Source organism: Nocardiopsis camelliae (assembly GCF_028993595.1).
Classification (GTDB): Bacteria; Actinomycetota; Actinomycetes; order Streptosporangiales; family Streptosporangiaceae; genus Nocardiopsis; species Nocardiopsis dassonvillei.
The window spans coordinates 2,542,428-2,563,799 of sequence record NZ_CP118614.1; the positions used below are offsets into that span (position 1 = coordinate 2,542,428).

The 21,372-nt window shown below is 72.9% G+C and carries 17 protein-coding genes and 1 CRISPR repeat array; of the genes, 10 read left to right on the forward strand and 7 right to left on the reverse strand.

Annotated elements, in window-relative coordinates:
* The first annotated feature begins 561 nt into the window (after nucleotides 1–561).
* A CRISPR array of direct repeats spans nucleotides 562–1,810; the repeat unit is 29 nt; unit sequence GTGCTCCCCGCGCACGCGGGGATGGTCCC.
* 324 nt (nucleotides 1,811–2,134) lie between these two features.
* The 4 genes from PV789_RS11115 to PV789_RS11130 all read left to right on the forward strand — a co-directional run bounded on the left by PV789_RS11115 (nucleotide 2,135) and on the right by PV789_RS11130 (nucleotide 4,664).
* Nucleotides 2,135–3,088, forward strand: coding sequence for a GNAT family N-acetyltransferase (locus PV789_RS11115; protein WP_274977337.1), 954 nt, complete (start codon nucleotides 2,135–2,137; stop codon nucleotides 3,086–3,088).
* A gap of 94 nt (nucleotides 3,089–3,182) precedes the next feature.
* Nucleotides 3,183–3,353: a hypothetical protein gene (locus tag PV789_RS11120; RefSeq protein ID WP_274977338.1), complete on the forward strand. Its 171-nt coding sequence runs from the start codon at nucleotides 3,183–3,185 to the stop codon at nucleotides 3,351–3,353.
* An 83-nt stretch (nucleotides 3,354–3,436) separates the two neighbouring features.
* Nucleotides 3,437–4,087: a hypothetical protein gene (locus PV789_RS11125; protein WP_274977339.1), complete on the forward strand. Its 651-nt coding sequence runs from the start codon at nucleotides 3,437–3,439 to the stop codon at nucleotides 4,085–4,087.
* A 115-nt stretch (nucleotides 4,088–4,202) separates the two neighbouring features.
* Complete coding sequence (locus tag PV789_RS11130; RefSeq protein WP_248769840.1) at nucleotides 4,203–4,664, forward strand: PPOX class F420-dependent oxidoreductase; 462 nt, start codon at nucleotides 4,203–4,205, stop codon at nucleotides 4,662–4,664.
* Between the two features lie 93 nt (nucleotides 4,665–4,757).
* Here PV789_RS11130 and PV789_RS11135 read toward each other — a convergent pair whose 3' ends face one another.
* The 6 genes from PV789_RS11135 to mgrA form a co-directional block, all read right to left on the reverse strand.
* Nucleotides 4,758–5,102: a hypothetical protein gene (locus PV789_RS11135; RefSeq protein ID WP_274977340.1), complete on the reverse strand. Its 345-nt coding sequence runs from the start codon at nucleotides 5,100–5,102 to the stop codon at nucleotides 4,758–4,760.
* A gap of 31 nt (nucleotides 5,103–5,133) precedes the next feature.
* Nucleotides 5,134–5,538: a four-helix bundle copper-binding protein gene (locus PV789_RS11140; RefSeq protein WP_274977341.1), complete on the reverse strand. Its 405-nt coding sequence runs from the start codon at nucleotides 5,536–5,538 to the stop codon at nucleotides 5,134–5,136.
* Between the two features lie 55 nt (nucleotides 5,539–5,593).
* On the reverse strand, nucleotides 5,594–7,090 hold the full coding sequence (locus PV789_RS11145) for a cytochrome P450 (protein ID WP_274977342.1): 1,497 nt from the start codon (nucleotides 7,088–7,090) through the stop codon (nucleotides 5,594–5,596).
* A 441-nt stretch (nucleotides 7,091–7,531) separates the two neighbouring features.
* Nucleotides 7,532–9,556: a CocE/NonD family hydrolase gene (locus PV789_RS11150; protein WP_274977343.1), complete on the reverse strand. Its 2,025-nt coding sequence runs from the start codon at nucleotides 9,554–9,556 to the stop codon at nucleotides 7,532–7,534.
* 15 nt (nucleotides 9,557–9,571) lie between these two features.
* On the reverse strand, nucleotides 9,572–10,888 hold the full coding sequence (locus PV789_RS11155) for an ATP-binding protein (protein WP_274977344.1): 1,317 nt from the start codon (nucleotides 10,886–10,888) through the stop codon (nucleotides 9,572–9,574).
* A gap of 203 nt (nucleotides 10,889–11,091) precedes the next feature.
* Complete coding sequence (gene mgrA, locus PV789_RS11160) at nucleotides 11,092–12,090, reverse strand: L-glyceraldehyde 3-phosphate reductase (RefSeq protein WP_274977345.1); 999 nt, start codon at nucleotides 12,088–12,090, stop codon at nucleotides 11,092–11,094.
* 302 nt (nucleotides 12,091–12,392) lie between these two features.
* Here mgrA and PV789_RS11165 point away from each other — a divergent pair, with 302 nt between their 5' ends.
* The 6 genes from PV789_RS11165 (at nucleotide 12,393) to PV789_RS11190 (ending at nucleotide 18,371) form a co-directional block, all read left to right on the forward strand.
* The gene (locus tag PV789_RS11165; RefSeq protein ID WP_274977346.1) at nucleotides 12,393–12,749 is read left to right on the forward strand and encodes a DUF8129 domain-containing protein; all 357 of its coding nucleotides are present in this window, start codon (nucleotides 12,393–12,395) and stop codon (nucleotides 12,747–12,749) included.
* A 264-nt stretch (nucleotides 12,750–13,013) separates the two neighbouring features.
* Entirely contained in the window at nucleotides 13,014–14,225 is a 1,212-nt protein-coding gene (locus PV789_RS11170) for an SDR family NAD(P)-dependent oxidoreductase (protein ID WP_274977347.1), read from the forward strand.
* 55 nt (nucleotides 14,226–14,280) lie between these two features.
* A complete protein-coding gene (locus PV789_RS11175; protein WP_274977348.1) occupies nucleotides 14,281–15,246 on the forward strand; it encodes a TIGR03557 family F420-dependent LLM class oxidoreductase in 966 nt (321 codons plus the stop codon).
* Between the two features lie 754 nt (nucleotides 15,247–16,000).
* Nucleotides 16,001–17,308 (forward strand): cellulase family glycosylhydrolase, encoded by a 1,308-nt coding sequence (locus PV789_RS11180; protein ID WP_274977349.1) that lies wholly within the window; start codon nucleotides 16,001–16,003, stop codon nucleotides 17,306–17,308.
* 245 nt (nucleotides 17,309–17,553) lie between these two features.
* Entirely contained in the window at nucleotides 17,554–18,018 is a 465-nt protein-coding gene (locus PV789_RS11185) for a hypothetical protein (RefSeq protein ID WP_274977350.1), read from the forward strand.
* The gene (locus tag PV789_RS11190; RefSeq protein WP_274977351.1) at nucleotides 18,015–18,371 is read left to right on the forward strand and encodes a transcriptional regulator; all 357 of its coding nucleotides are present in this window, start codon (nucleotides 18,015–18,017) and stop codon (nucleotides 18,369–18,371) included. Before PV789_RS11185 ends, PV789_RS11190 begins: the two co-directional genes overlap by 4 nt.
* Before the next feature lie 202 nt (nucleotides 18,372–18,573).
* Here PV789_RS11190 and PV789_RS11195 read toward each other — a convergent pair whose 3' ends face one another.
* A complete protein-coding gene (locus tag PV789_RS11195; RefSeq protein ID WP_274977352.1) occupies nucleotides 18,574–21,066 on the reverse strand; it encodes an ATP-dependent Clp protease ATP-binding subunit in 2,493 nt (830 codons plus the stop codon).
* Nucleotides 21,067–21,372: the final 306 nt, after the last annotated feature.

Below are 21,372 nucleotides of genomic sequence, written 5' to 3' on the forward strand. Positions count from 1 at the left end.
CTACCCAGCGTTTTCGTTCGCTACCGCCGGGGTTCCGGGAAGGGCGTTGGCCCGTGCCACTTTCAGAACCGGGGGGAGGGAGCGCGGCGAGCCAACCGGAATCCATTGCGGAGAGTTCCGCGGTGTTTTCCGCTGTTCCGAGTTCCGTGCATGCGGGGGGGGTGAACTGCTGACAGGGGGCTGACGGGTTTCTGTACCGGGGTGTTCGCCGGGGTGTTCGTCTAAGCGTGCGAACAGGGTGTGTGGTGCTGACAGGGCAGGTCAGGGGTGGTTTCGGGTGTTCGTTCGGGTGCCCCGACTTATAGCGTTCTGTTAGCCGTTTCTGGTGCGTGCGGGGGGTCTGGGGAGGATGGAGGGGCTTCGCCGGGGGAGGGGTGAGTCGGCTGCGGTGGTTCCCCAGACAGCGGGGGATGATGGTCTGTAGGTTTGGTGTTGTGGAGTGACAGCTTTTGGCTACTGATGGGCTTTTTGGCTCTTTTGGGGCTTATGGTGTGTATTTCTGTTTCTGAAGAAGTTGGAAAAACGGCTGCTTGCCGCTGGTAAGTTCGCAGGTCGTCGACTGTGCTCCCCGCGCACGCGGGGATGGTCCCGGCATCCCCGGTGTGACTGCGCGATCATGCCGGTGCTCCCCGCGCACGCGGGGATGGTCCCGGGGCGCACCGCGGGCACTCTTGCCCGTGGTCGTGCTCCCCGCGCACGCGGGGATGGTCCCCGCCGCGCGAGCCTGGAGTCCCCGACCAAACCGTGCTCCCCGCGCACGCGGGGATGGTCCCCCATGGTAGGGCGATCGAACTCACGTTTGCCAGTGCTCCCCGCGCACGCGGGGATGGTCCCATCGGTGACACCGTCGTGTCGGACGTGGAGGGGTGCTCCCCGCGCACGCGGGGATGGTCCCCAGACCGTGTAGCCCGCTCGGATGTGGGCGGCGTGCTCCCCGCGCACGCGGGGATGGTCCCTCCAGCGCGCCACCACCGGCGAGCGGTACCCGGTGCTCCCCGCGCACGCGGGGATGGTCCCCCGCGGGCGACAGCGTCAGAACGGCACTCGTAGTGCTCCCCGCGCACGCGGGGATGGTCCCCAGCCCACCTCGCCGGTGGGGCGCTGGTTGGCGTGCTCCCCGCGCACGCGGGGATGGTCCCGGACAGAACCACCTGGTCCGGGTGCATTTTCGGTGCTCCCCGCGCACGCGGGGATGGTCCCAAGCCGGTCCGGTCGCTGCCCTGCCAGTCGGGGTGCTCCCCGCGCACGCGGGGATGGTCCCCCGGGGATGTGGGCCACGGGCGGCTCACCTCCGTGCTCCCCGCGCACGCGGGGATGGTCCCGAGTAGGAGCTCGCGCCCTGAATTGTCACCGTGTGCTCCCCGCGCACGCGGGGATGGTCCCGGCGACCGCCAGTGGATCGCGGCCTGGGCCGCGTGCTCCCCGCGCACGCGGGGATGGTCCCGCCTGTGTGCCGCTCTGAGCGCGCCTCTGAGAGTGCTCCCCGCGCACGCGGGGATGGTCCCTCTCCGCGAACCTCTCGCGCTCGAATTCGGCGGTGCTCCCCGCGCACGCGGGGATGGTCCCGCGTCCAACAGGACCCGCTGCATACAGGAAATGTGCTCCCCGCGCACGCGGGGATGGTCCCGAGGGAGCTGGCCGTGAGCACCGCTGACCTGAGTGCTCCCCGCGCACGCGGGGATGGTCCCGAGTGGCAGGTAGCCATGTCGCAGATGGCGGCGTGCTCCCCGCGCACGCGGGGATGGTCCCCTGCGCCCGCTCGCGGAAGACCTGCACGCGGAGTGCTCCCCGCGCACGCGGGGATGGTCCCGAGCCGTGTTTCCCGTGCATGCGGGGGCTGAACGGCTGACAGGGGGCTGACGGGTTTCTGTGCCGGGGTGTTCGCCAGGGTGTTCGTCTAAGCGTGCGAACAGGGTGTGTGGTGCTGACAGGGCAGGTCAGGGGTGGTTTCGGGTGTTCGTTCGGGTGCCCCGACTTACAGCGTTCTGTTAGCCGTTTCTGGTGGGTGCGGGGGTCTGCGGAGGGTGAAGGAACTTCGCCGGGGGGACGGGGCGCGATCACTGCTGGCTTCCGCGTTCGGCGGCCACGGAAAACCGCTCGACGGCTTCGCGGCGCCCTGACACAGTGACCCACCATGACGAGTTTCCAACTGGTGACCGCCGCGGACGTGCGGCTCATGCAGGGACTGGCGCAGCGCGTCACCGCGAGCCGCCCGGACCTGGTGAACAGCGACGCCTCGTTCGGCGAGCTGGCCTGGAACTGGGGCCGGGGGCACGCCAGCGACGGCGCGACCTGGCCGCGTCGGCTGTGGTTCTCCGGCGGGGAACTGGTGGCGTGGGGCTGGGTCCGCCTTCCGCGCCGGGTGAGGTTGAGCGACGGCTCGGTCAGGGACGTCACCGGCGCCTACCTGATGCACCAGGTCCACCCCGACCACGCCGGGCTGGTCGACGAGGTGATCGCCTGGTACGACGCCACGGCGGCGGGCCTCGAACGCACGGTGCTGCCCAGCGCCGCCGACGGGTTCGCCCTGGAACGATGGGCGGCGCACGGCTACGGGACCGACCCCGAATCGCTCGGCGACAACGGGACCTGGACCCAGCTCAACGAACGCGACCTCACCGACGTGGAACAGCCGGTGCTGCCGACCGGGTTCCGGTTCCGCACCGCCGACGAGGCCGGGCCGGAAGCCGCGGTCCGGGCCCATCTGGACGCCTGGGCCCCCTCGGCGTACACCGCCGAGGCCTACCGGGGCGTCCGGCGGACGCCGGGCTACCGCGGCGACCTGCACGTCCTGGTGGAGGCACCGGACGGGACGATGGCGTCCTCGACGATCATGTGGCTCGACGATGCCAACGGGACCGTCGAGTTCGAGCCGGTCGGCACGCACCCGGACTACCGGCGCCTGGGGCTGGGCAGGGCGATGCTGCTGCACGGAATGCGCCTGGCGGGGGCGGCCGGGGCCACGCACGCGACGGTCGCCTGCCTGGGCGCGCAGGGGCACCCCGAGGCGCGCGGGCTGTACTACGGCGTCGGGTTCCGGATGCTCGTGCGGGACGCGCCGCTCATCAAGACCACGACCACAGCGTGACGCCCGTGTGACTCCTGATGCATGAGATGGGCGTGTGGTCCCTGGTGGCCTCGGGTAGGGGCGGGCCAGTCATCCGACAGGGAGGAGACCGGACATGAGCGTTCCGGAGGAGTCCAGGTCCAAGACCACGGACACCGACCAGGTCGTCGACGCCGACCACAGCGACGACGCCCGCGAGCCGGACACCCGAGGAGAACTGGAGGCCGAGCTCCAGGACAGGATGGAGGAGCAGGACCTCAGCCGCGAGGACTTCGGCACGGAGTGAACCGGCCACGGTCCCGGGACCGCACCGACCGACGGCGGCTCCGGGACCGGCCCTTCCGCGCGGCGAACGGATAGGCTCCCCGCATGGGCGACCCCTCCGCGCACGCCGCTCCCGAACCGCGGGACCCGTTCACCCTCCTGCGTCTGCGCGCCAACCGCAGTGACCGCGGCAGGAAGGTCCTCTTCGGCGTCCAGCAGGGCCTGGTTTTCGGGTTCGCGATGGGCCTGGCCGACGTCCTGTGGCTCGGATCCGGCCCGTGGGCCTCGCTCCTGTTCGGGGTTCTCGTCGGCACGTTCTTCGGCTCGTTCATGGCCCTGTTCGCCACTCCGCCGCGTCCGCAGGTGTCCCAGGACCCGGCGGTGCAGGCCGCCATCGTCCCCGAGACCCTGCGCGCCGCCACGGACCGGCTGATCCTCGGCCGACCCGGCGCCGACCCCGCAGCCAACCGTGTTGCCGCCCTCCAGGCCGAACAGATGCTCAACGCCCCCTCCGTGAAGACCCCGGTGGCGGTGGCGGCCCTCGTCGCGGCCGTCTGCGCCCTGGGCGCCCTCGCGCTGCCCTCCGGTGGGACACTGGACTTTCCGCGCTCCCTGCTGGGGACGATCGCCCTGGTCTGTGTCCTGATCCCGTGCCTCATGCTCCCGGCGCGGCTCCTCCACCGGCGGCGCAGCAGGGAGTTCCTGGCTCTGTACAACCCGTCCGACCGCGACCGCTCCGACTCCGGCCGCGACTGACCCGAGGCCCCGTCCGGGACCGCGCGTCGGCCCCGCCCGACCCCGCCCACAGGCGGATACGCTGTCCCGGTCCGCGCGAGGCGCGCGCGGACCCGCGAACAGCGAAAGCGAGAAGATGAGCCCTTCGATCGCCACCAACACCCGTGTCGACCTCGACGGCCTGCTGGAGTTCGTGCGTCCCCGCCACCACGCGCTCCTCATCACCCGCCGCGCCGACGGCGGGCCCCAGGCCTCCCCGGTGACCTGCGGCGTCGACACCCAGGGCCGGATCGTGGTCTCCACCTACCCCGAGCGCGCCAAGACCCGCAACGCCCGGCGCGACCCCCGGGTCAGCGTCCTGGTCCTGTCCGACGACTTCGACGGCGCCTGGGTCCAGGTCGACGGCGAGGCCGAGGTCATCGACGGGGAGGACGCGGTCGAACCCCTGGTCGAGTACTTCCGCGTGATCTCCGGCGAGCACCCCGACTGGGACGAGTACCGCGAGGCCATGCGCCGCCAGGGCAAGTCCCTCGTCCGCGTCACCCCGAAGCGGTGGGGCCCGGTCGCCACCGGCGGCTTCCCCGCCGACCGGGTCTGAGCCCGTCCGCCGAGCGCGGGCCCGGTCCGGGACGGGGTTCCGCCGACCGGACCCGGACCCGGGCCCGGCCGTGTGGCCGCCGCGGCCTCCGGGTCACCGCCCCGCGGGCGGCGGCCGCCAGTCGTCGTCCGGAGGCACGGCCCCGCGGTCCGGCGGGTCCCCGCCCTCGGGCGGCGGCTTCCAGTCCTCACCGGACGAGGCTCCTGTGGTCCCCTCCCCGGGCCGGGCGGTCCCCAGACCCGGCATGCTGCCCCTGTCCCAGCCGGTCGGGTACCGCCTGCCCTCGGGCCGCTCCTTCCAGTAGTCCGGCGAGCGCACGGCCTCCTGCTTGCGGATCGTGTCCCTGCGGATGATCCACAGCACGAGGAATATCACCCCGATCGGGATCACGAGGGCCATCAGGATTCCGAACAGCGCGCCGGGTGTCGCCCACTCCATCGCCTTCCTCCTTCACCTGGGGGCGCGGCCCTCACAGGGCCGCGAGAAGCTCACGGCACGCGGACTCGCAGCGGCGGCACGCCTCGGCGCACACCCAGCAGTGCTCATGCCGGGCGGCGTGCCGGTCGCACTCCTCGCCGCACAGGCGGCAGGCCTCCGCGCACGCCTTGACCAGCGCCCGGACGAGGGTGTCGTCCTCCCCGGTCCGGCGCGAGAGCACCCGCTGGGTGGACTCGCACACGTCGGCGCAGTCCAGGTCCAGGCGCACGCAGGCGACCAGGTCGGCCACCGCCCGTTCGGCCAGGCAGGAGTCCGCGCACAGCACGCACGCCTGAGCGCACGCCCCGCAGGCCTCGATGCAGGCCCGCACCTTCTCCTCGACCCCGTCGCCCCGGCGGCCGGAACGGGTGTCCAGCATCTGTTCGACGACGCTCATGACTCCTCCTCGAACGTTTCCGGTCCGGACCCGGGACGGGCCCGGACCGGGACCTTCAGAGCGTGAACCGCAGTGCGAAGTGGTTCAGTGAGGCGGGAAGCCCCGACGCGGGCAGCGGCCCGCCCGCGTCCACGCGGGTCAGGTTCCGGCCCCGGAGCAGGGCGCGCAGGAACAGCGACACCGTCAGCGGCACCAGGTCGCGCGCCGCGCACCCGGCGGGGCCGTAGCTGAAGGGCACGATCCCCGGCTCCGCCTCGGCGCGCCCGTCGAGCCAGACCTCCGGCTCGAACGCGTCCGCGTACGGAAGCCGGGAGGAGTCGCGGTGGAAGTAGGAACTCGCGATGAGGAAGGCCGTCCCCGCCTCGAACACCTCCTGCCGCCAGGCCGTCTCCCGCGTGCTCTCCCGGATCACCATGAGCGTGGTCGGCCACAGCCGCACCGACTCGCGCACCGTCGCCCGCAGCAGCGGCAGGTCGAGCCCTTCGCGACCGTCCGCCTCCTCGCGGGCCGCGTGGGCGCCGGGGCTGAGCGAGGTCAGCAGCGCCAGGGAGCGGAACGCGGCGACGGCGGCCGCGTCGAAGGCGAACAGCCAGTGCGCCACCTGGTCCTCCGGGTGTACGTCCGCGCCTTGGCCCTCCCCGCCGGGCCCGCTCCCGCCGGGAGCCGTCGCCCCGCGGTCCCGCCCGCTCTCTCCGCCCCCGCCGTGGGGACACCCGGCGGCCGACTTCGCGGCGACCGCTCCCGCGACCAGGCGGGCGGCGAGGCTGCCCGGTTCGGCGCGTTCGATGCTGGCGCGCACCCGCCCGAGGAACTCCTCCCTCGACGCGTGGTCGGTCGGCGCCGCGTAGGCCCAGTTCGCGCGCGAGCGCAGGGCGTGCAGGAGTTCGGTCGTGCGGCGGTCCTCCGCGGCGAACGAGCCGAAGACCACCCGTCGGGCCATGGCGTGGAAGGAGTCGGCGAACCTGCGCCAGTCCAGGACCTCCCCGCCGCGCAGGGCCAGTCTGAGCGCCAGCGCCTCGTCGTCCGCCTGCCCGGCGACGACGTCCCCGTCGGGGTGGATCGTCTGGCCCGGCACCAGGGCGGCGACGTTGGCCGCGCGGCGCCCGGGGCGGGCGTCGTGGTCGGAGACCAGCACCCCGTGCGGTTGGAAGTGGGAGAGCGCGCCGTGCTTCTCCACGCCGCCGGGGGAGAAGGGTTCGGGCGTCTCCCGCAGGAGTCGGCCCACGTCCTCCGGGGACAGGACCAGGGCGAGCCGCCGCCCCGCCAGGCGCAGCGGCAGCGGGTCGTCACCGTGGCGCTCGCGCAGGCCCCGCAGGAGCGAGACCGCCTTGCGGTCGGCGTCCAGACCGGCGACCAGGCCCGTCATCAGCGGGCGGCGTACGATCACGCCCCGCGCCAGGTTGGGCAGCAGAACCGAGGACAGCACGCGCGCCGCCTCCGCGGCGGTGGGGCGGCGCGCCCCCCGCCGGAGTTCCGCCTCCGGCCGGGAGCCCGCGTCCTGTGGCGGGTGCGCTCCCTGTCGCCGGTGCGCCTCCTGGTGTTCTGTGGGCATCGAGACCGTCCCCCTTGATCGGTTCGCTCGGGTGGATCGCTGTTCTCGGCTTCGGGCCCCCGCGGTTCCGGTCCCGGCCCCGCACCGGCCCCCGCGGCTCTCATGCCTCCCGCGGATCCCGCGGCCCTCGTGGGTGCCGGTGATCCGGTTCCCGTGTTCCCTGCCCGGGTGGGGTGCGGGCCTTCCGGACCCGGTTTTCTCCGCCTCGGCCGCTCACCTGCCGGTTCCAGGTTCTACTCCGTCCCCTGCCCCGGTCCGGGCGTGTCCGAACGGGGACGCATGGGACTTCTGTGTCTTGCGGGGTCGCCGTGCGCCGTTCGGTCCCCGACCCGGCCGCTTCGGGCCGGGACGCCCCCCGCGCACACGGGCGCCCCGGTCCGCACCGGACCGGGGCGCCCGCCGTTCCCCGACCGCGAACGGCCGCGGGTCACCGGCCGCGGATCACAGGTGGTCCCGGGGCAGCGTCTCGGTCCACTGCCGGGAGAAGACCCGCTCGTCGTTCTCGAACGCGTCCAGCGTCGCGTACACCCGGAACTCGGTCTCGGTGCACTCCAGCGACGTGTGGGTCTCGGTCCGGGTCCGCCACCCGTCCCGCGCGAAGCGCATCGTCCACGTCGACTCACCGCGCGCGGACGTGAAGTCGCCCGCCACCGACTCGTAGTACTCGTAGGCGCGCCGACCGACGTCCAGGTCGATGTCGTCGAAGTGCAGGATGCCGCCGTCCTTGACGATCTCCAGGGCCGACCGGGTGTCCACCAGGTCCCTGTAGACGGTCCAGCTGTGGTCGGGCTTCTCCCGGCGCGTGGTGGAGATCTCCGGCGAGCCCTCCGGCTCCCCGAAGGGCTCCGGGTGCGGATCGTCGGCCTCCGAGCGCGGACGGACCGGCAGCAGCAGCCTGCTCTCCTCCGGGTGCACGGTCAGCAGGGCGGGCTTGGGCGGCGGCCAGGCCAGCGGCCAGTAGGAGGTGGACAGCGACAGCCGGATGCGGTGCCCCACCGGGAACCCCTGCGCGACACCGTTCATCGTCACCTTCACCCGGTAGATCTCACCGGGTTCGAGCTTCTCGGGGCGCTCGTGGCTGTCGCGGTGGGTGAGGTTGAGCAGCCCGTAGGTCACCCGCGTGGCGCTGCCGTCCGGTGCGACGTCCACCAGTCGGGCGGCGACCATGGCCACCGGTTCGGTGACCGACACGTCCAGCTCCACCTCGGCGGCGCCCAGGATCTCCACGTCCTCCGACAGCACGTCGCTGTCGAAGACCAGGGAACCGCCGTCCTCCTCGCGCTGGTCGTAGGGCAGGTCCGGCGGGGCGTTGTAGGAGGCCCACTTGCCCGCGAACTGGCCCACGGTCAGCGGCGACCGCACGGTCAGCGACTCCGAGTGCACCTCCTCGCCGGGGCGGCCGATCCGGTACCTGGCCAGCGGGTACCCGCGGTACTCCACGTTCGGCGAGGGCCACTCGTCCTCGCGCACCCACCGGCCGGGGCGCTCGGTGTAGGCGGTGGAGGGGGGCACGCTGTCCTGCATCCACGCCCACAGGGACGGGCCCTCGTCGACGCCGTTCTCCCTGCCCTTGAGCCAGCGGTCCAGCCAGCGCACGACCTCCTGGAGGTAGCCGATCGCCGGGCCGGGGGCTCCCATGTGCGGGTAGCGGTGCGACCAGGGGCCGATCAGCCCCCGGCTGGGCGCCTCCAGGTTCTCCAGCAGCCGGAAGACGGCGTTGGAGTAGCCGTCCGCCCACCCACTGGAGGCCAGCACCGGGCAGCGCACCTCGGAGTAGTCCTCGCTCACCGACGCGTGCCGCCAGTAGTCGTCGCGCCGCTGGTGGCGCAGCCACTCCAGGACCCACGGTTCGGTGGCCTCCAGCCTCTCGTGCCACATCCGCCGCCAGTCGTCGCCGACGGTCACCGGGTCCGGCGGACAGGTGCCCGCGGAGAACATCGTCCCCGCCTCGGCGAGGTTGTCCGACAGCAGACAACCGCCCATGTAGTGGAAGTCGTCGCCGTACCGGTCGTCGGTGAAGGAGCTGATGACGATCGCGCCCAGACTCGGGGGCTGGCGGGCCGCCACCTGGAGCGCGGCGAACCCTCCCCAGGACAGCCCCATCATGCTGGTCTTCCCGTTGCACCAGGGCTGCTCGGCCAGCCAGGCCAGCACCTCCTCGGCGTCCAGCTGCTCGCGCTCCAGGTACTCGTCGGTGAGCACGCCCTCGGAGTCACCGGTGCCCCGCAGGTCCACGCGGACGCAGGCGTAGCCGTGCCCCGCGATGTAGGGGTGGTGCATGGAGTCGCGCACCGACGTCAGGTCGCGTCTGCGGTAGGGGATGTACTCCAGGACCGCGGGGACGGGGGACACGTCGGAGGAGGTCGCCCGCCACACCCTGGCGGCCAGGTGCACACCGTCCGACATCGGTATCCACAGGTGCTCGTCCTCCTGGACGGCGTTGGGCAGGTTGTTGACCACGTGCATGGACCGGGGCCCCTCCTAGTGTTCGGCCAGCTTGTCCTTCGTTCCGTGCTCGTCCTCGAACTCGAATACGAGCTCGTCCACGCAGCGCTCGTACTTGGCGCGCATCTCGGTCTCGTCCTCGGCGCCGATGGTGATCTTGGCGAGCTCGTAGCTGTAGCTGTCCTGGGCGGTCATGTCCGAGAGCCGCTGCCCCTGCTCGGGCACGATCTCGATCCTCACACCGGGCAGGGACTCCTCCAGCGCGGACACCTCCTCGGGGGTGGGCACGCGCGCGGCGACGCCGTCCTCGAAGCGGCGGTGGTACCACTCCGCGGCCACCCGGTACTCGCCCCGGGCGTCCTCGTCCAGGGCGGGGTCCTGCCCGAAGCCCAGCCGCAGCATGCGCTCGTGGTTGGCGACCCCGTCCACCAGCTCGAAGAGCTCGGCGTGGGACTGGGAGTGGCGCGTGTTCACCTCCAGCAGGCCCAGCTTCTCCTCCACGGGGTCGTAGAAGAACTCGACGCTGAACGTGGAGTTGTCCATCCCGACCTGTCCGATGACCTTGACGGCCACCTCGGCCATCCACCGGGACACGTGGTCGGGGAGGCCGGAGGGGTACTGGTGGCGCAGGAACACCGAGCTGCCCGGGTAGTCGACCGAGTCCAGGGCGCCGTAGACCACGATCTCGCCCTTGTACACGTAGCCCTCGACGGCCGCCTGCACGCCCTGCATCGCGGCCTCGGCGAGGGCCGTGCGCCCGCCCACGGAGGAGATCTCGGGAGGCAGGTCCACCATCTCCAGGATCTGCTCGAAGGGGCGGCCGATGCGGTCGACGCCGTCGCGGAGCAGGGACACCGCCTGCTGGAACGCCTCGTCGTCGCCGACCTTGTAGGCCAGCTCGGAGGAGGCGGACTTCACCGGCTTGAGCCACATCGGGTACGCCGGGCTCTCGGGGGGAGTCGGGTCGTCCTCGGACAGCTCGACCAGGCCGAAGGCCGGGTACTCGTCGATGACCTTCTGCTGCTCCAGCCTGCTCCAGTACTTGTGCTCACACTTGACGAAGGACTCCAGGGAGGACGAGGGGAGGCCGCGGCGGGAGCAGAGGATGGGCACGAACAGGGTCACCGGGAAGTCCCAGTAGCCCACGATCGCGTCGACGCTCCCGTCGAAGTCGTCCAGGATCCCCTCCGCCTTGGCCAGGAGTTCCTGGATGTCGATCTCGCCGACCTGGAGTTCGTCCAGGCCCAGCAGCTGGTGGAATTCACAGTGCCGACCTGTGGGGGTCCTGCGCAGGATCTCCAGGTTGTGCTCGTCCAGGCCGACCACGAACACGTTCTTCACGGCTACCCGCACCGCCTTCCTCTTCTGGTGCTCTTCCGAGCGGGGATGCATACGCATGCGCCTAACCCGTGCCGTGTGCTCCAAACGCGGGCGTGTCGCGCCTCACGCCGCGGAAGCGCTGGTCGTCGCGCCGCGACGGCGAGCGGCGCGCACACGTCGGCCCCGCCGCGGACGGTCGCAAGTCCGCGGCGGGGCCGGTGGTGCGGCGGGGGAGGTCAGCGCGTGCGGGGGGCGTACCGGTCGATCTCGGCCAGCTCCCCGGCGTCGAACTCCAGGTTGGCGACCGCCGCCACGTTGTCCTCCAGTTGCGCGACGCTGCTCGCGCCGATGACCGCGGAGGTCACCCGGCCGCCGCGCAGCACCCAGGCCAGCGCCATCTGCGCCAGCGACTGCCCGCGCCGCCGGGCGATCGCGTCGAGCCCGCGCACCCGCTCCAGCACCTCCTCGGTGATGCCCTCGGCGTTCAGGAACGGGCTGCTCCCGGCCGCCCGCGAACCCTCCGGCACTCCGTGGAGGTAGCGGTCGGTCAGCAGCCCCTGCGCGAGCGGGGAGTAGGCGATGGAGCCCGCGCCGACCTCGTCGAGCACGTCGAGCAGCCCGTCCTCCACCCACCGGTTGAACATCGAGTAGGAGGGCTGGTGGATGAGCATCGGCGTGCCCAGGTCGCGCAGGATCGCCGCTGCCTCGCGCGTCTGCTCGGGCGAGTAGTTGGACACGCCCGCGTACAGGGCCTTGCCCTGGCGCACGGCCGTGTCCAGCGCCCCCATGGACTCCTCCAGCGGGGTGTCGGGGTCGGGCCGGTGGTGATAGAACACGTCCACGTACTCCAGGCCCATGCGCTCCAGGCTCTGGTCCAGGCTGGACAGCAGGTACTTGCGCGAGCCCCACTCGCCGTAGGGGCCGGGCCACATCAGGTACCCGGCCTTGGTCGAGACCACGATCTCGTCGCGGTAGCGGCGCAGGTCCCGGGTCATGACCCGGCCGAAGTTCTCCTCCGCCGAGCCGGGCGGGGGACCGTAGTTGTTGGCCAGGTCGAAGTGGGTCACTCCCAGGTCGAACGCGCGCAGCAGGACGGCGCTCTGGTCACCGATGGCGCGCTCGTGGCCGAAGTTGTGCCACAGCCCCAGGGACAGGGAGGGCAGCCGCAGCCCGCTGCGTCCGCACCGCCGGTAGGGCATCGTCTCGTACCGCTCCGGGGCGGCGACGTAGGTCATGGCATCTCTCCCTCGTGTGGCTGTGCGCCTGGCCGTCGCGCGGGGGCGGGCCGACCGGCGTGCGGAGAGTACAGCGCGCGGGGCGGGCGCACCAACAGCGCCCCCGCGTCGGCGGTTCGGGGCGGCCGGAGCCGCGTCGGCCACGACCGTCCCCCCGGCCCCCGCGCGTGCCGAGGAGCCCCGCTACCGGGGGCCGGAACCCGTCCCCGCCACGGCCACCTGCGGTTTCGCGCGGGGGCTCACGGGTAGCCCGTACGCCTGCCACCCCGGTTCCGTACCGACAGAAGAGGGAGTGAACGTCGATGCACCATGAGACCCAGCCCCCGATCGAGGGCTACGAGGGCCTTCCGCTGGGGACCCTCCAGCACCGTGTCCGCTCGCTCGACGCCGACCAGATGCGCCAGCTCATCCACTACGAGTCCGAACACGCCAACCGGATCAACGTCCTGGAGATCCTGGAGCACCGCCTGATGGAGCTGGAGCAGGGAGCCGAACCCTCCGGGGGCTCGCAGGACTTCCAGCCCGAGCGCCCGGGTCCGCCCGCCGGCGGTTCACCGGTGAGCGAGGACACGGCCGCTCCCGCGTTCAGCCCGCCGCCGAACGGCGTCCCCAACCAGCCCGCCAAACCCAAGGGCGACTACCGGCCCGGCGGCCAGTGAGGCGGTCCCCGGCCCCGCCGGGGCACGGGGGCGCGCAACACCGCTCCCGTGTCCGCGGCGGTGCCCGCCGTCCCCGCCGCCGCTGACGGGAACCCGGCCCGGGGAGGCGGACCGGAGCGCGGCCACCGGCCGTTTTCGCTCCGCCGCCTCGGGTAGCCGTACACCCACATCCCCCTGGAACGCTCTTCTCCGACGCACAGGGAGTGACATGGCGCTGGCATCCACCGCGGGCCCGGCCCGCGGCCACGGCGGACGGGGCGGCCGGTGATCCGCGGCAGGGCGCCCCTGGTCCTGGCCGGTGCGGGCTGGGCGGCGTCCCGACTCCGGGGCAGGCGTGACCGGTGGGACGAACCCGAACCGCGGCGCCGCCGACGCGGCGGGACGGTCCCCTGGATGGCGGCCGGTGTCGCCCTCGGTCTGGGGGCGGCGGCGCTGGCCGGTCCGCGGCGCCCCGCCCTGCTGGACGGCAGGGTCGCGCTCATCACCGGCGGCTCGCGCGGGCTCGGCCTCCAGCTGGCACGCGAGTTCGGCCAGCGCGGCGCGTCCGTCGTGATCTGCGCCCGCGAACAGGACGAGATCGACCGGGCGGTGGCCGACCTGGAGCGGCGGGGCGTGCGGGCGCGCGGCGTCCGGTGCGACGTCCGCGACCCCGAGTGCGCCGAGGGCCTGGTCGAGGAGGCCACCGCGGCCTTCGGCCACCTGGACTTCGTCGTCAACAACGCGGGCATCATCCAGGTGGGGCCGCACGAGACGCTCTCGGAGGAGCACTTCCGCGACGCCATGGAGACCATGTTCTGGGCGCCGCTGCGCATCTCCCGGGCCGCGATCGGCCCGCTGGAGCGCACCCGCGGCTCCCTGGTCACCATCACCTCGATCGGCGGCCACCTGAGCGTGCCGCACCTGCTGCCCTACTCCTGCGCCAAGTTCGCCGAGGTCGGCCTCTCCGAGGGGCTGGGGGCGGAGGTCGCGCGCCGGGGCGTGCGGACCACCACGGTGGTCCCGGGGCTGATGCGCACCGGCTCCCACAAGGCCGCCGTCTTCTCCGGGGATCCCGAACACGAGTACACCTGGTTCTCCCTGGGCGCCGGGCTGCCCCTGGTCTCGGTGAGCGCGGAGCGCGCGGCGCGCCGGATCGTGGAGGCGGCCGCGCGGGGACGCAGCTACCTGGTGCTCACACCGCTGGCCCGGGCAGCCATCGCCGCGCGGGGGTTGTGCCCCTCCTTCGTCCAGGGCGCCATGCGCGTCATGGACCGGGTCCTGCCGGACCCCGGCGGACCGGTGGAGCACAAGCCCGGGCGCGAGGCGGACGACACCGCGGTCAACCGGGTGCTGAAGCTGCCCACGGCGCTCAACGAGCGCGCGAGCGGGCGCCTCAACCAGAGGGACGACGAGGGCGGCGGCGCGTCCGGGGACCAAGGGCCGGACGCCGACGGACCGGAGGAACCCGGGCCGGGGCCGGGCGGACCCGGCCGCTGACCGGAGGCCGCCGCGGCGGACGGCGGCCCGCGACCGCGAATCGGGGGAACACGACGTGACGCGTTTCGGATACTTTCTCGCCAGCGAGGAGCACGGGCCCCGGGAACTGGTCCGCCAGGCGCGGGCCGCCGAGGAGGCCGGGTTCGACTCCCTGTGGATCTCCGACCACTACCACCCCTGGCTGGACGCGCAGGGGCAGAGCCCCTTCGTGTGGTCGGTGGTCGGCGCCATCGGGCAGGTGACGTCCCTGCCGGTCACCACGGCGGTGACCTGCCCGACCACGCGTGTGCACCCGGCGGTGGTCGCGCAGGCCGCGGCGACCGCCGCGTCGATGGTCCGGGGCGGGTTCACCCTGGGCGTGGGCACCGGCGAGGCGCTCAACGAGCACATCCTCGGCCAGCCCTGGCCGCCCGCTGCCCGGCGTCTGGAGATGCTGGAGGAGGCCATGGAGGTGATGCGCAAGCTGTGGACCGGCAAGCTCGTCACCCACCGGGGCCGCCACTACGAGGTGGACACCGCGCGCCTGTACACGCTGCCCGAGGAGCCGCCGAGGATCTACATGTCGGCGTTCGGCCCCAAGGCCACGGGGCTCGCGGCCAGGGAGGCCGACGGCCTGATCCAGGTGGCGCCCAACGACGAGACGGTCGAGAACTTCCGCTCCTGGGGAGGTGACGGCAAGCCCGTCCAGGGCGGGCTCAAGGTCTGCTGGGCGCCGAGCGGGGCCGAGGCCCGGCGGGTGGCGCACGAGCGCTGGCCCAACGAGGCGCTGGCGGGGGAGGCGCCCCAGCTGCTGCCGCTGCCCCGTCACTTCGAACAGCTCACCCGGGGCCTGGTCACGGAGGACATGGTGGCGGAGGAGATCGCCTGCGGACCCGACCCGGAGGTGCACGTGGCGGCGATCCGCCCGTACCTGGAGGCCGGTGTGGACGAGGTCTACGTCTGCCAGGTGGGCGACGACCAGGACGGCTTCTTCGCGTTCTACGCGGAGGAGGTTCTGCCCCGGCTGCGGGCCGGGGCCTGACCAGCGGTGCGGCGCGCGGGCGGCGTAGTCCGCGGGCCGCGCCCGTGAGGAGGACAGATGCACACCCGTACCCGTGACGGCACCCTGCGCGAACCGGGGCCGATGCCTCCGGACCCGTTCCCTCCGACCCCGATGCCGCCTCCCTCCCCGCCCGAGCCCGTGCCCGAGCCGGAACCGCCCGGCCCGGGACCGCTCCCCGAACCGCCGGGACCGGAGCCCCAGCCCGAACCCGCCTGAGACACCCGCCGGGCCTCCGCGCGGATAGGACCGTGGGGCGCGCACCGCAGGTGACCCGCGCGCCCCACGGGTTCGCCGTGCGCGGAGAGGCGTCGCCCGGCCCGCGTGCGCCGCCGGGCGGGTCCGCCTGACGCGTCAGCGGACGGAGCCGCCCGGCGGGGCGTTGACCGGGGGAACACGCACCGGACGCCCCGCGCGCACGCGTGCGCGCGGGGGAGTAAGTGCTTCCGTCCGTTCCACCGGGGTTGTTTTCCGCCGCGCACACGTGCGCGGAGACCGTCGGAATCCGTACTCGTTGCACGGCGCCGTGCTCTCCAGCGCATGCGTGTACGGATCCGGGCCGAACCGGCGGCGATGGTGGGAGATGCCCGATGCAGGTGTGCACGAAAGCGAATCCGTGGCGTCAGGGGGATTGTCCCGTGCGTGACGGTCGGCCTAGGTTGCACGGGAAAGACTCCTTCCGGTCCGGACCGCCCGCCCGGGCGGCACCGGGCCGCCACCTGCTGGAGGAACCACAGTGGCGCAAACCCCCGCCCCCGCCCGACGGCGACCCGCCCCCGTCCGCACCGCCCTCGCGGGCGCGCTCCTGCTCGCACCCCTCGCGCTCGTCGCCGCGCAGGGCCCGGCCGCGGCCGCCCCCGCCGCCCCCGCCTCGTCGGCGGCCGAGGCGCCGGTCCGGGCCGCCGCCGGCCCCGTCGAGACCCACGGCCAGCTGCGGGTCTGCGGCCTCAAGCTCTGCGACGAGAACGGCGAGACCGTCCAGCTCACCGGGATGAGCTCCCACGGCCTCCAGTGGTACAGCGACTGCCTCACCGACGGCTCCCTGGACGCGCTCGCCCACGACTGGAACGCCGACGTCCTGCGCGTGTCCATGTACATCCAGGAGGGCGGCTACGAGACCGACCCGCGCGGCTTCACCGACCGGGTCCACGAGCTGATCGAGGAGGGCACCGCGCGCGGCATGTACGTCATCGTCGACTGGCACATGCTCACGCCCGGCGACCCGAACCACAACACCGACATGGCGCGCACCTTCTTCTCCGAGATCGCCTCCGTCCACGCCGACAAGGACAACGTCCTGTACGAGATCGCCAACGAGCCCCACGGGGTCTCCTGGGACGCGATCCGCGGCTACGCGGAGGAGATCATCCCGGTCGTGCGCGCCGGGGACCCCGAGGCCGTCGTGCTCGTCGGCACCCGCGGCTGGTCCTCCCTCGGCCTGTCCGAGGGCTCCGACCACACCGAGATCACCGCCGACCCGGTGGACGCCGACAACATCATGTACGTCTTCCACTTCTACGCCGCCACGCACGACGACTTCCACCGGGAGGGCCTGCGGGCCGCGGCGCGGGACCTGCCGCTGTTCGTCACCGAGTTCGGCACGCAGGAGGCCACCGGCGACGGACCCAACGACTTCGCCTCGGCCCAGGCCTACCTCGACCTCCTGGCCGAGGAGCAGATCAGCTGGGTGAACTGGAACTTCTCCGACGACTTCCGCTCCGGCGCGGTGTTCGAGACGGGCACCTGCGCCGCTGACGGCCCCTGGACCGGGACCGAGTCGCTCAAGCCCGCGGGGGAGTGGATCCGCGACCGCATCCGCGAGAGCGGGGTCGCCCCGACCGACCCCACCGACCCGACCGATCCCACCGATCCCACCGACCCGGACGCGTGCGAGACCCCGGCCTGGTCCTCGGGAGAGGTGTACACCGGCGGCGACCAGGTCAGCCACGGCGGACGCCTGTACCGGGCCCAGTGGTGGACGCAGGGGGAGGAACCCGGCACCACGGGTGAGTGGGGCGTCTGGAGGGACCTCGGCTCCTGTTGACCGACGCGCGGGGGCGGGCCGGGAGGCCCGCCCCCGCGCTCTCCAAACCTGTCGTGGGCTGCCGGAGGCGACCGCGACGGGCCCTGCCCCGACACGCGTCGGCCATCTGCGGTCGGCGCGTTTCCTCATGTCAGCGGGGCGAACACGCGTCAGGGGCCTTCTTTGCGGCCTCAGCGGTGTTTGACAGGATCCGATCCTTGGTATCTACTTTCCATGTAGAAAGTAGATGCGAAAGAGGAGATGACATGAACAGCAATCCCGAGCTCGACCAGGTCGCCGACGCCCGCCGCAGGCTCGCCGACCACACCGACCCGCCCACCGCCTTCTGGGTCTTCCTCGCCGCCGCGAGCGTGCTCATCGCCGGACTGCCGATCTGGTCGGCCCTCCTGCCCGGCAGCGGCCCCTACTTCCAGTGGGCCATCCTCGGCGTGGTCGTGATCGCCACCGTCTACTCGGTCATCCAGCGCCGACGCAGCGGCGTGTACATGCCGCGCTACGTCTTCTCCTACCCCGGCGCCCGCCTGATGTGGATCGCCGCCCTGGCCATCACGGGCGTGGGGTACATCGGCATCACCCTCCTGGTCGACCAGGGCATGACCGGCTTCGCGCTCGCCGCGCTGGTGCCCGTGGCCGCCCTCGTGCTCGCCGGACAGATGCTGGTCCGCTCGGCCATGCGCCGCAGCATCGAGAACGGACGGGCCACCCCGTGACCGCGCTGCACCACCCCGGCGGCGCCCCCCAGGGCGGCGCGGCCGGACGCCAACCGATCCTGGAGACCGGGCCGCGCCTGGCGATGTGCGCGCTGTTGCAGAGCGCGAACTGGGTCGACTTCGCCACCGTGCGCAGTCTGCTCGGCGTCAGCGACCCGATGGTCTCCAAGCACAGCCGCACCCTGGAGGACGCCGGACTGCTGGAGGTGCGCAAGGGAGCGGTCGGGCGCCGACCCAAGACCTGGTTCCGTCTGACCCCGGTCGGACGCACGGCCCTGATAGGCCACCTGGCCTGGCTGACCGACCTGGGATCAGCGGTCGACCCCGACACCGACCCCGAACCCGACACCTGAAACCGCGGTCGCGGCCGGAACCCCCCCCCCCCCCCCCCCCCCCCCCCCCCGCGGGGGCCCCCCCCCCCGGGGGGGGGGGGCCCCACCCCGTCGTTTCCGGCGGAAGCCGCCATCGGAGCCGGATCGCGGACCGGCTCCCCGGGGCCGTCGTCCGGCAGTGAAGAGCCCGCTCAGGCCCCGCCCGGCGCGGCGGTCCCCTCCGTCAGTACGACTGCACGGTGGAGATGCGCAGCTCACCCTGCTCGTCCACGTCCACCAGCACGTGGTCGCCCGCCACGAGCTGCTGGTCCAGCACCATGCGCGACAGCCTGTTGCCGACGTTGCGCTGGATGGTGCGCGCCAGCGGCCGGGCGCCGTAGGCGGGCTGGTAGCCGCGCTCGGACAGCCACCCCACCGCCTCGTCGGTGAACCGCACGGTGATGTCCTGCGCCTTGAGCCGCTCCTCGGTGCGCTCCAGCAGCAGCCGGGTGATCCGGCCCAGCTGCTCCTCGCCGAGCTGCTTGAAGACGATGACCTCGTCGATGCGGTTGATGAACTCGGGACGGAACTCCTCGCGCAGCCGCCGCATCACCCGCTGCTCGGTGTCGGGGTCCATCTGGCCGTCGGCGGTGAAGCCCATCGGCGCGCCCCCGGTGATCGCCTCCGACCCCAGGTTGCTGGTCATGATGACCACCGTGTTGCGAAAGTCCACGGTCCGCCCCTGCCCGTCGGTCAGGCGGCCGTCGTCCAGCAGCTGGAGCAGCAGGTTGAACACGTCCGGGTGGGCCTTCTCCACCTCGTCCAGCAGCAGCACCGAGTACGGGTGGCGGCGCACCGCCTCGGTGAGCTGGCCCGCCTCCTCGTAGCCCACGAACCCCGGGGGTGCCCCGGTCAGGCGGCTGGCGGTGTGCCGTTCCTGGAACTCGCTCATGTCGATGCGGACCATGGAGTCCTCGGAGCCGAAGAGGGCCTCGGCCAGCGCCCGCGCCAGCTCCGTCTTGCCCACGCCGGTCGGTCCCAGGAACAGGAAGCTGCCCACCGGCCGGTCGGGATCGCCCAGACCGGCCCGCGAGCGGCGGATCGCCTCCGAGACGGCCGTGACCGCCTCGTCCTGGCCGATCACCCGCTCGTGCAGCACCTCCTCCAGGTTGACCAGCCGGTCCCGCTCCTCCTGGGTCAGCTGGGAGACCGGGATGCCGGTGCTGCGGGAGACCACCTCGGCGATGTCGGCGCTGGTCACCTCGGGAACCGACGAACCGGTTCCGCGCGCCTGGTGGATCGAGCCCCGGGCGGCGGCGATCTCGTCGCGCAGCGCCGAGGCGCGCTCGTAGTCCTCCTGCTGGACCGCCTTCTCCTTCTCCTCCTCCAGGTTCTTGAGCCTGCCCTCCAGCTCACGCAGCCCGGAGCTGGAGGACTTCAGGCGCAGGCGCACCCGCGCGCCCGCCTGGTCGATGAGGTCGATGGCCTTGTCGGGCAGGAAGCGGTCGGTGACGTAGCGGTCCGACAGCTCGGCCGCCGCCACCAGGCTCTCGTCGGCGAACCGCACCTGGTGGTGGGCCTCGTAGCGGTCGCGCAGCCCGCGCAGGATCTCGACGGTGTCCTCCACCGAGGGCTCGGGCACCTGGATCGGCTGGAAGCGGCGCTCCAGGGCCGCGTCCTTCTCGATGTTCTTGCGGTACTCGTCCACGGTGGTCGCGCCGATGATGTGCAGTTCGCCGCGGGCCAGTGCGGGCTTGAGCATGTTCCCGGCGTTCATGGACCCCTCGGCGGCGCCCGCGCCGACGATGGTGTGGATCTCGTCGATGAAGACGAGCAGCTGGTCGGACTGGGCGCGGATCTCGTCCACGATGGCGTTCAGGCGCTCCTCGAAGTCGCCCCGGTAGCGCGTGCCCGCCACCACCCCGGCCAGGTCGAGCTGGACCAGGCGGCGCCCGAGCAGGGTCTCGGGGACGTCCTCGTCGAAGATGCGCTGGGCGATGCCCTCCACGATCGCGGTCTTGCCCACGCCCGGGTCGCCGATGAGCACCGGGTTGTTCTTGCGCCGCCGGGCGAGCACCTCGATGCACTGCTCGACCTCGTCGTCGCGGCCGACCACCGGGTCCAGGCGGCCCTCGCGGGCCAGCCCGGTCATGTCGGTGCCGTACTCGTCCAGGGTCGGGGTGGCGGAGGGCTCGCCCTCGCCCTGGTCGGCGGCGGGCGGCGCCCCGGCGGCCTTCTGGAGCGACTGCGGGGTGATCCCCGAACCGCGCAGGAGCTGGCCGACGGCGCTGTCGGTGTTGACCGCCAGCGCGAAGAGCAGGTGTTCGGGAGTGATGCTGGAGCTGCCCGTGGCGCGGGCGATCTGGAGGGCGTCGAGGAGGGCGCGCTTGGCGGCGGGGGTGAGCCGGGCGGACCCGCGCACCGACCTCGGGGTCTGCGACACCGCCTGGTCGATCACGTCGATGATCTGCTGGGTGTCGGAGCCGCTGTTCTGCACCATCTCCCGCGTGGGCGGGTAGCGCAGCAGGGCCCACAGCAGGTGGACCGCGTCGACGTCGGCGCTGCCGGCCTCCAGGGCGCGGCGCACCGCGGCGTCTGCCACCTGCTGGGCCTCGGGGCTCATCAGCTTGGACAGGTCCACGCGGCGGACCGGTCCCCGGGCCCCCAAGAAGCGCGCCAGGAACTCGTCGAAGGAACCCGGGTCGCTGCCGCGGTCGTCGGGAAGGTCGTGTGTCATGTCGTCTTCGTCCCCCGTGCGTGCGGTAGTGGCTTGCTCACTCTAAGTGAGCGCCCGGAGTTTGTTCGGTAGCTGTGGTCGGCGTGGGGACCGAACGCGCGCGGGGCTGCCGGTCCGCCCCGGCCGCGCCGGATGTCCCCGCCGAGGGCCGCTCCGGGCCAGGTCGTCCTCCGTCCCGGCCCGCTACCCGGCCCGGCGCCGGGATAACGCCGGGTGCTTTCGTGCCCCTCCGTGGTCGTTGCCGACCCGCTCCCGCGCGGCCGCGTCCGTCCCCGTCCGCGCACCCGTCCCCGGGCTCGCTCCGCA

Bases quoted from the DNA above. Each gene is read 5' to 3' on its own strand.
- PV789_RS11115 (WP_274977337.1), top strand. From the start codon at position 2,135: ATGACGAGTTTCCAACTGGTGACCGCCGCGGACGTGCGGCTCATGCAG.
- PV789_RS11120 (WP_274977338.1), top strand. From the start codon at position 3,183: ATGAGCGTTCCGGAGGAGTCCAGGTCCAAGACCACGGACACCGACCAG.
- PV789_RS11125 (WP_274977339.1), top strand. From the start codon at position 3,437: ATGGGCGACCCCTCCGCGCACGCCGCTCCCGAACCGCGGGACCCGTTC.
- PV789_RS11130 (WP_248769840.1), top strand. From the start codon at position 4,203: ATGAGCCCTTCGATCGCCACCAACACCCGTGTCGACCTCGACGGCCTG.
- PV789_RS11135 (WP_274977340.1), bottom strand. From the start codon at position 5,102: ATGGAGTGGGCGACACCCGGCGCGCTGTTCGGAATCCTGATGGCCCTC.
- PV789_RS11140 (WP_274977341.1), bottom strand. From the start codon at position 5,538: ATGAGCGTCGTCGAACAGATGCTGGACACCCGTTCCGGCCGCCGGGGC.
- PV789_RS11145 (WP_274977342.1), bottom strand. From the start codon at position 7,090: ATGCCCACAGAACACCAGGAGGCGCACCGGCGACAGGGAGCGCACCCG.
- PV789_RS11150 (WP_274977343.1), bottom strand. From the start codon at position 9,556: ATGCACGTGGTCAACAACCTGCCCAACGCCGTCCAGGAGGACGAGCAC.
- mgrA (WP_274977345.1), bottom strand. From the start codon at position 12,090: ATGACCTACGTCGCCGCCCCGGAGCGGTACGAGACGATGCCCTACCGG.
- PV789_RS11165 (WP_274977346.1), top strand. From the start codon at position 12,393: ATGCACCATGAGACCCAGCCCCCGATCGAGGGCTACGAGGGCCTTCCG.
- PV789_RS11185 (WP_274977350.1), top strand. From the start codon at position 17,554: ATGAACAGCAATCCCGAGCTCGACCAGGTCGCCGACGCCCGCCGCAGG.
- PV789_RS11195 (WP_274977352.1), bottom strand. From the start codon at position 21,066: ATGACACACGACCTTCCCGACGACCGCGGCAGCGACCCGGGTTCCTTC.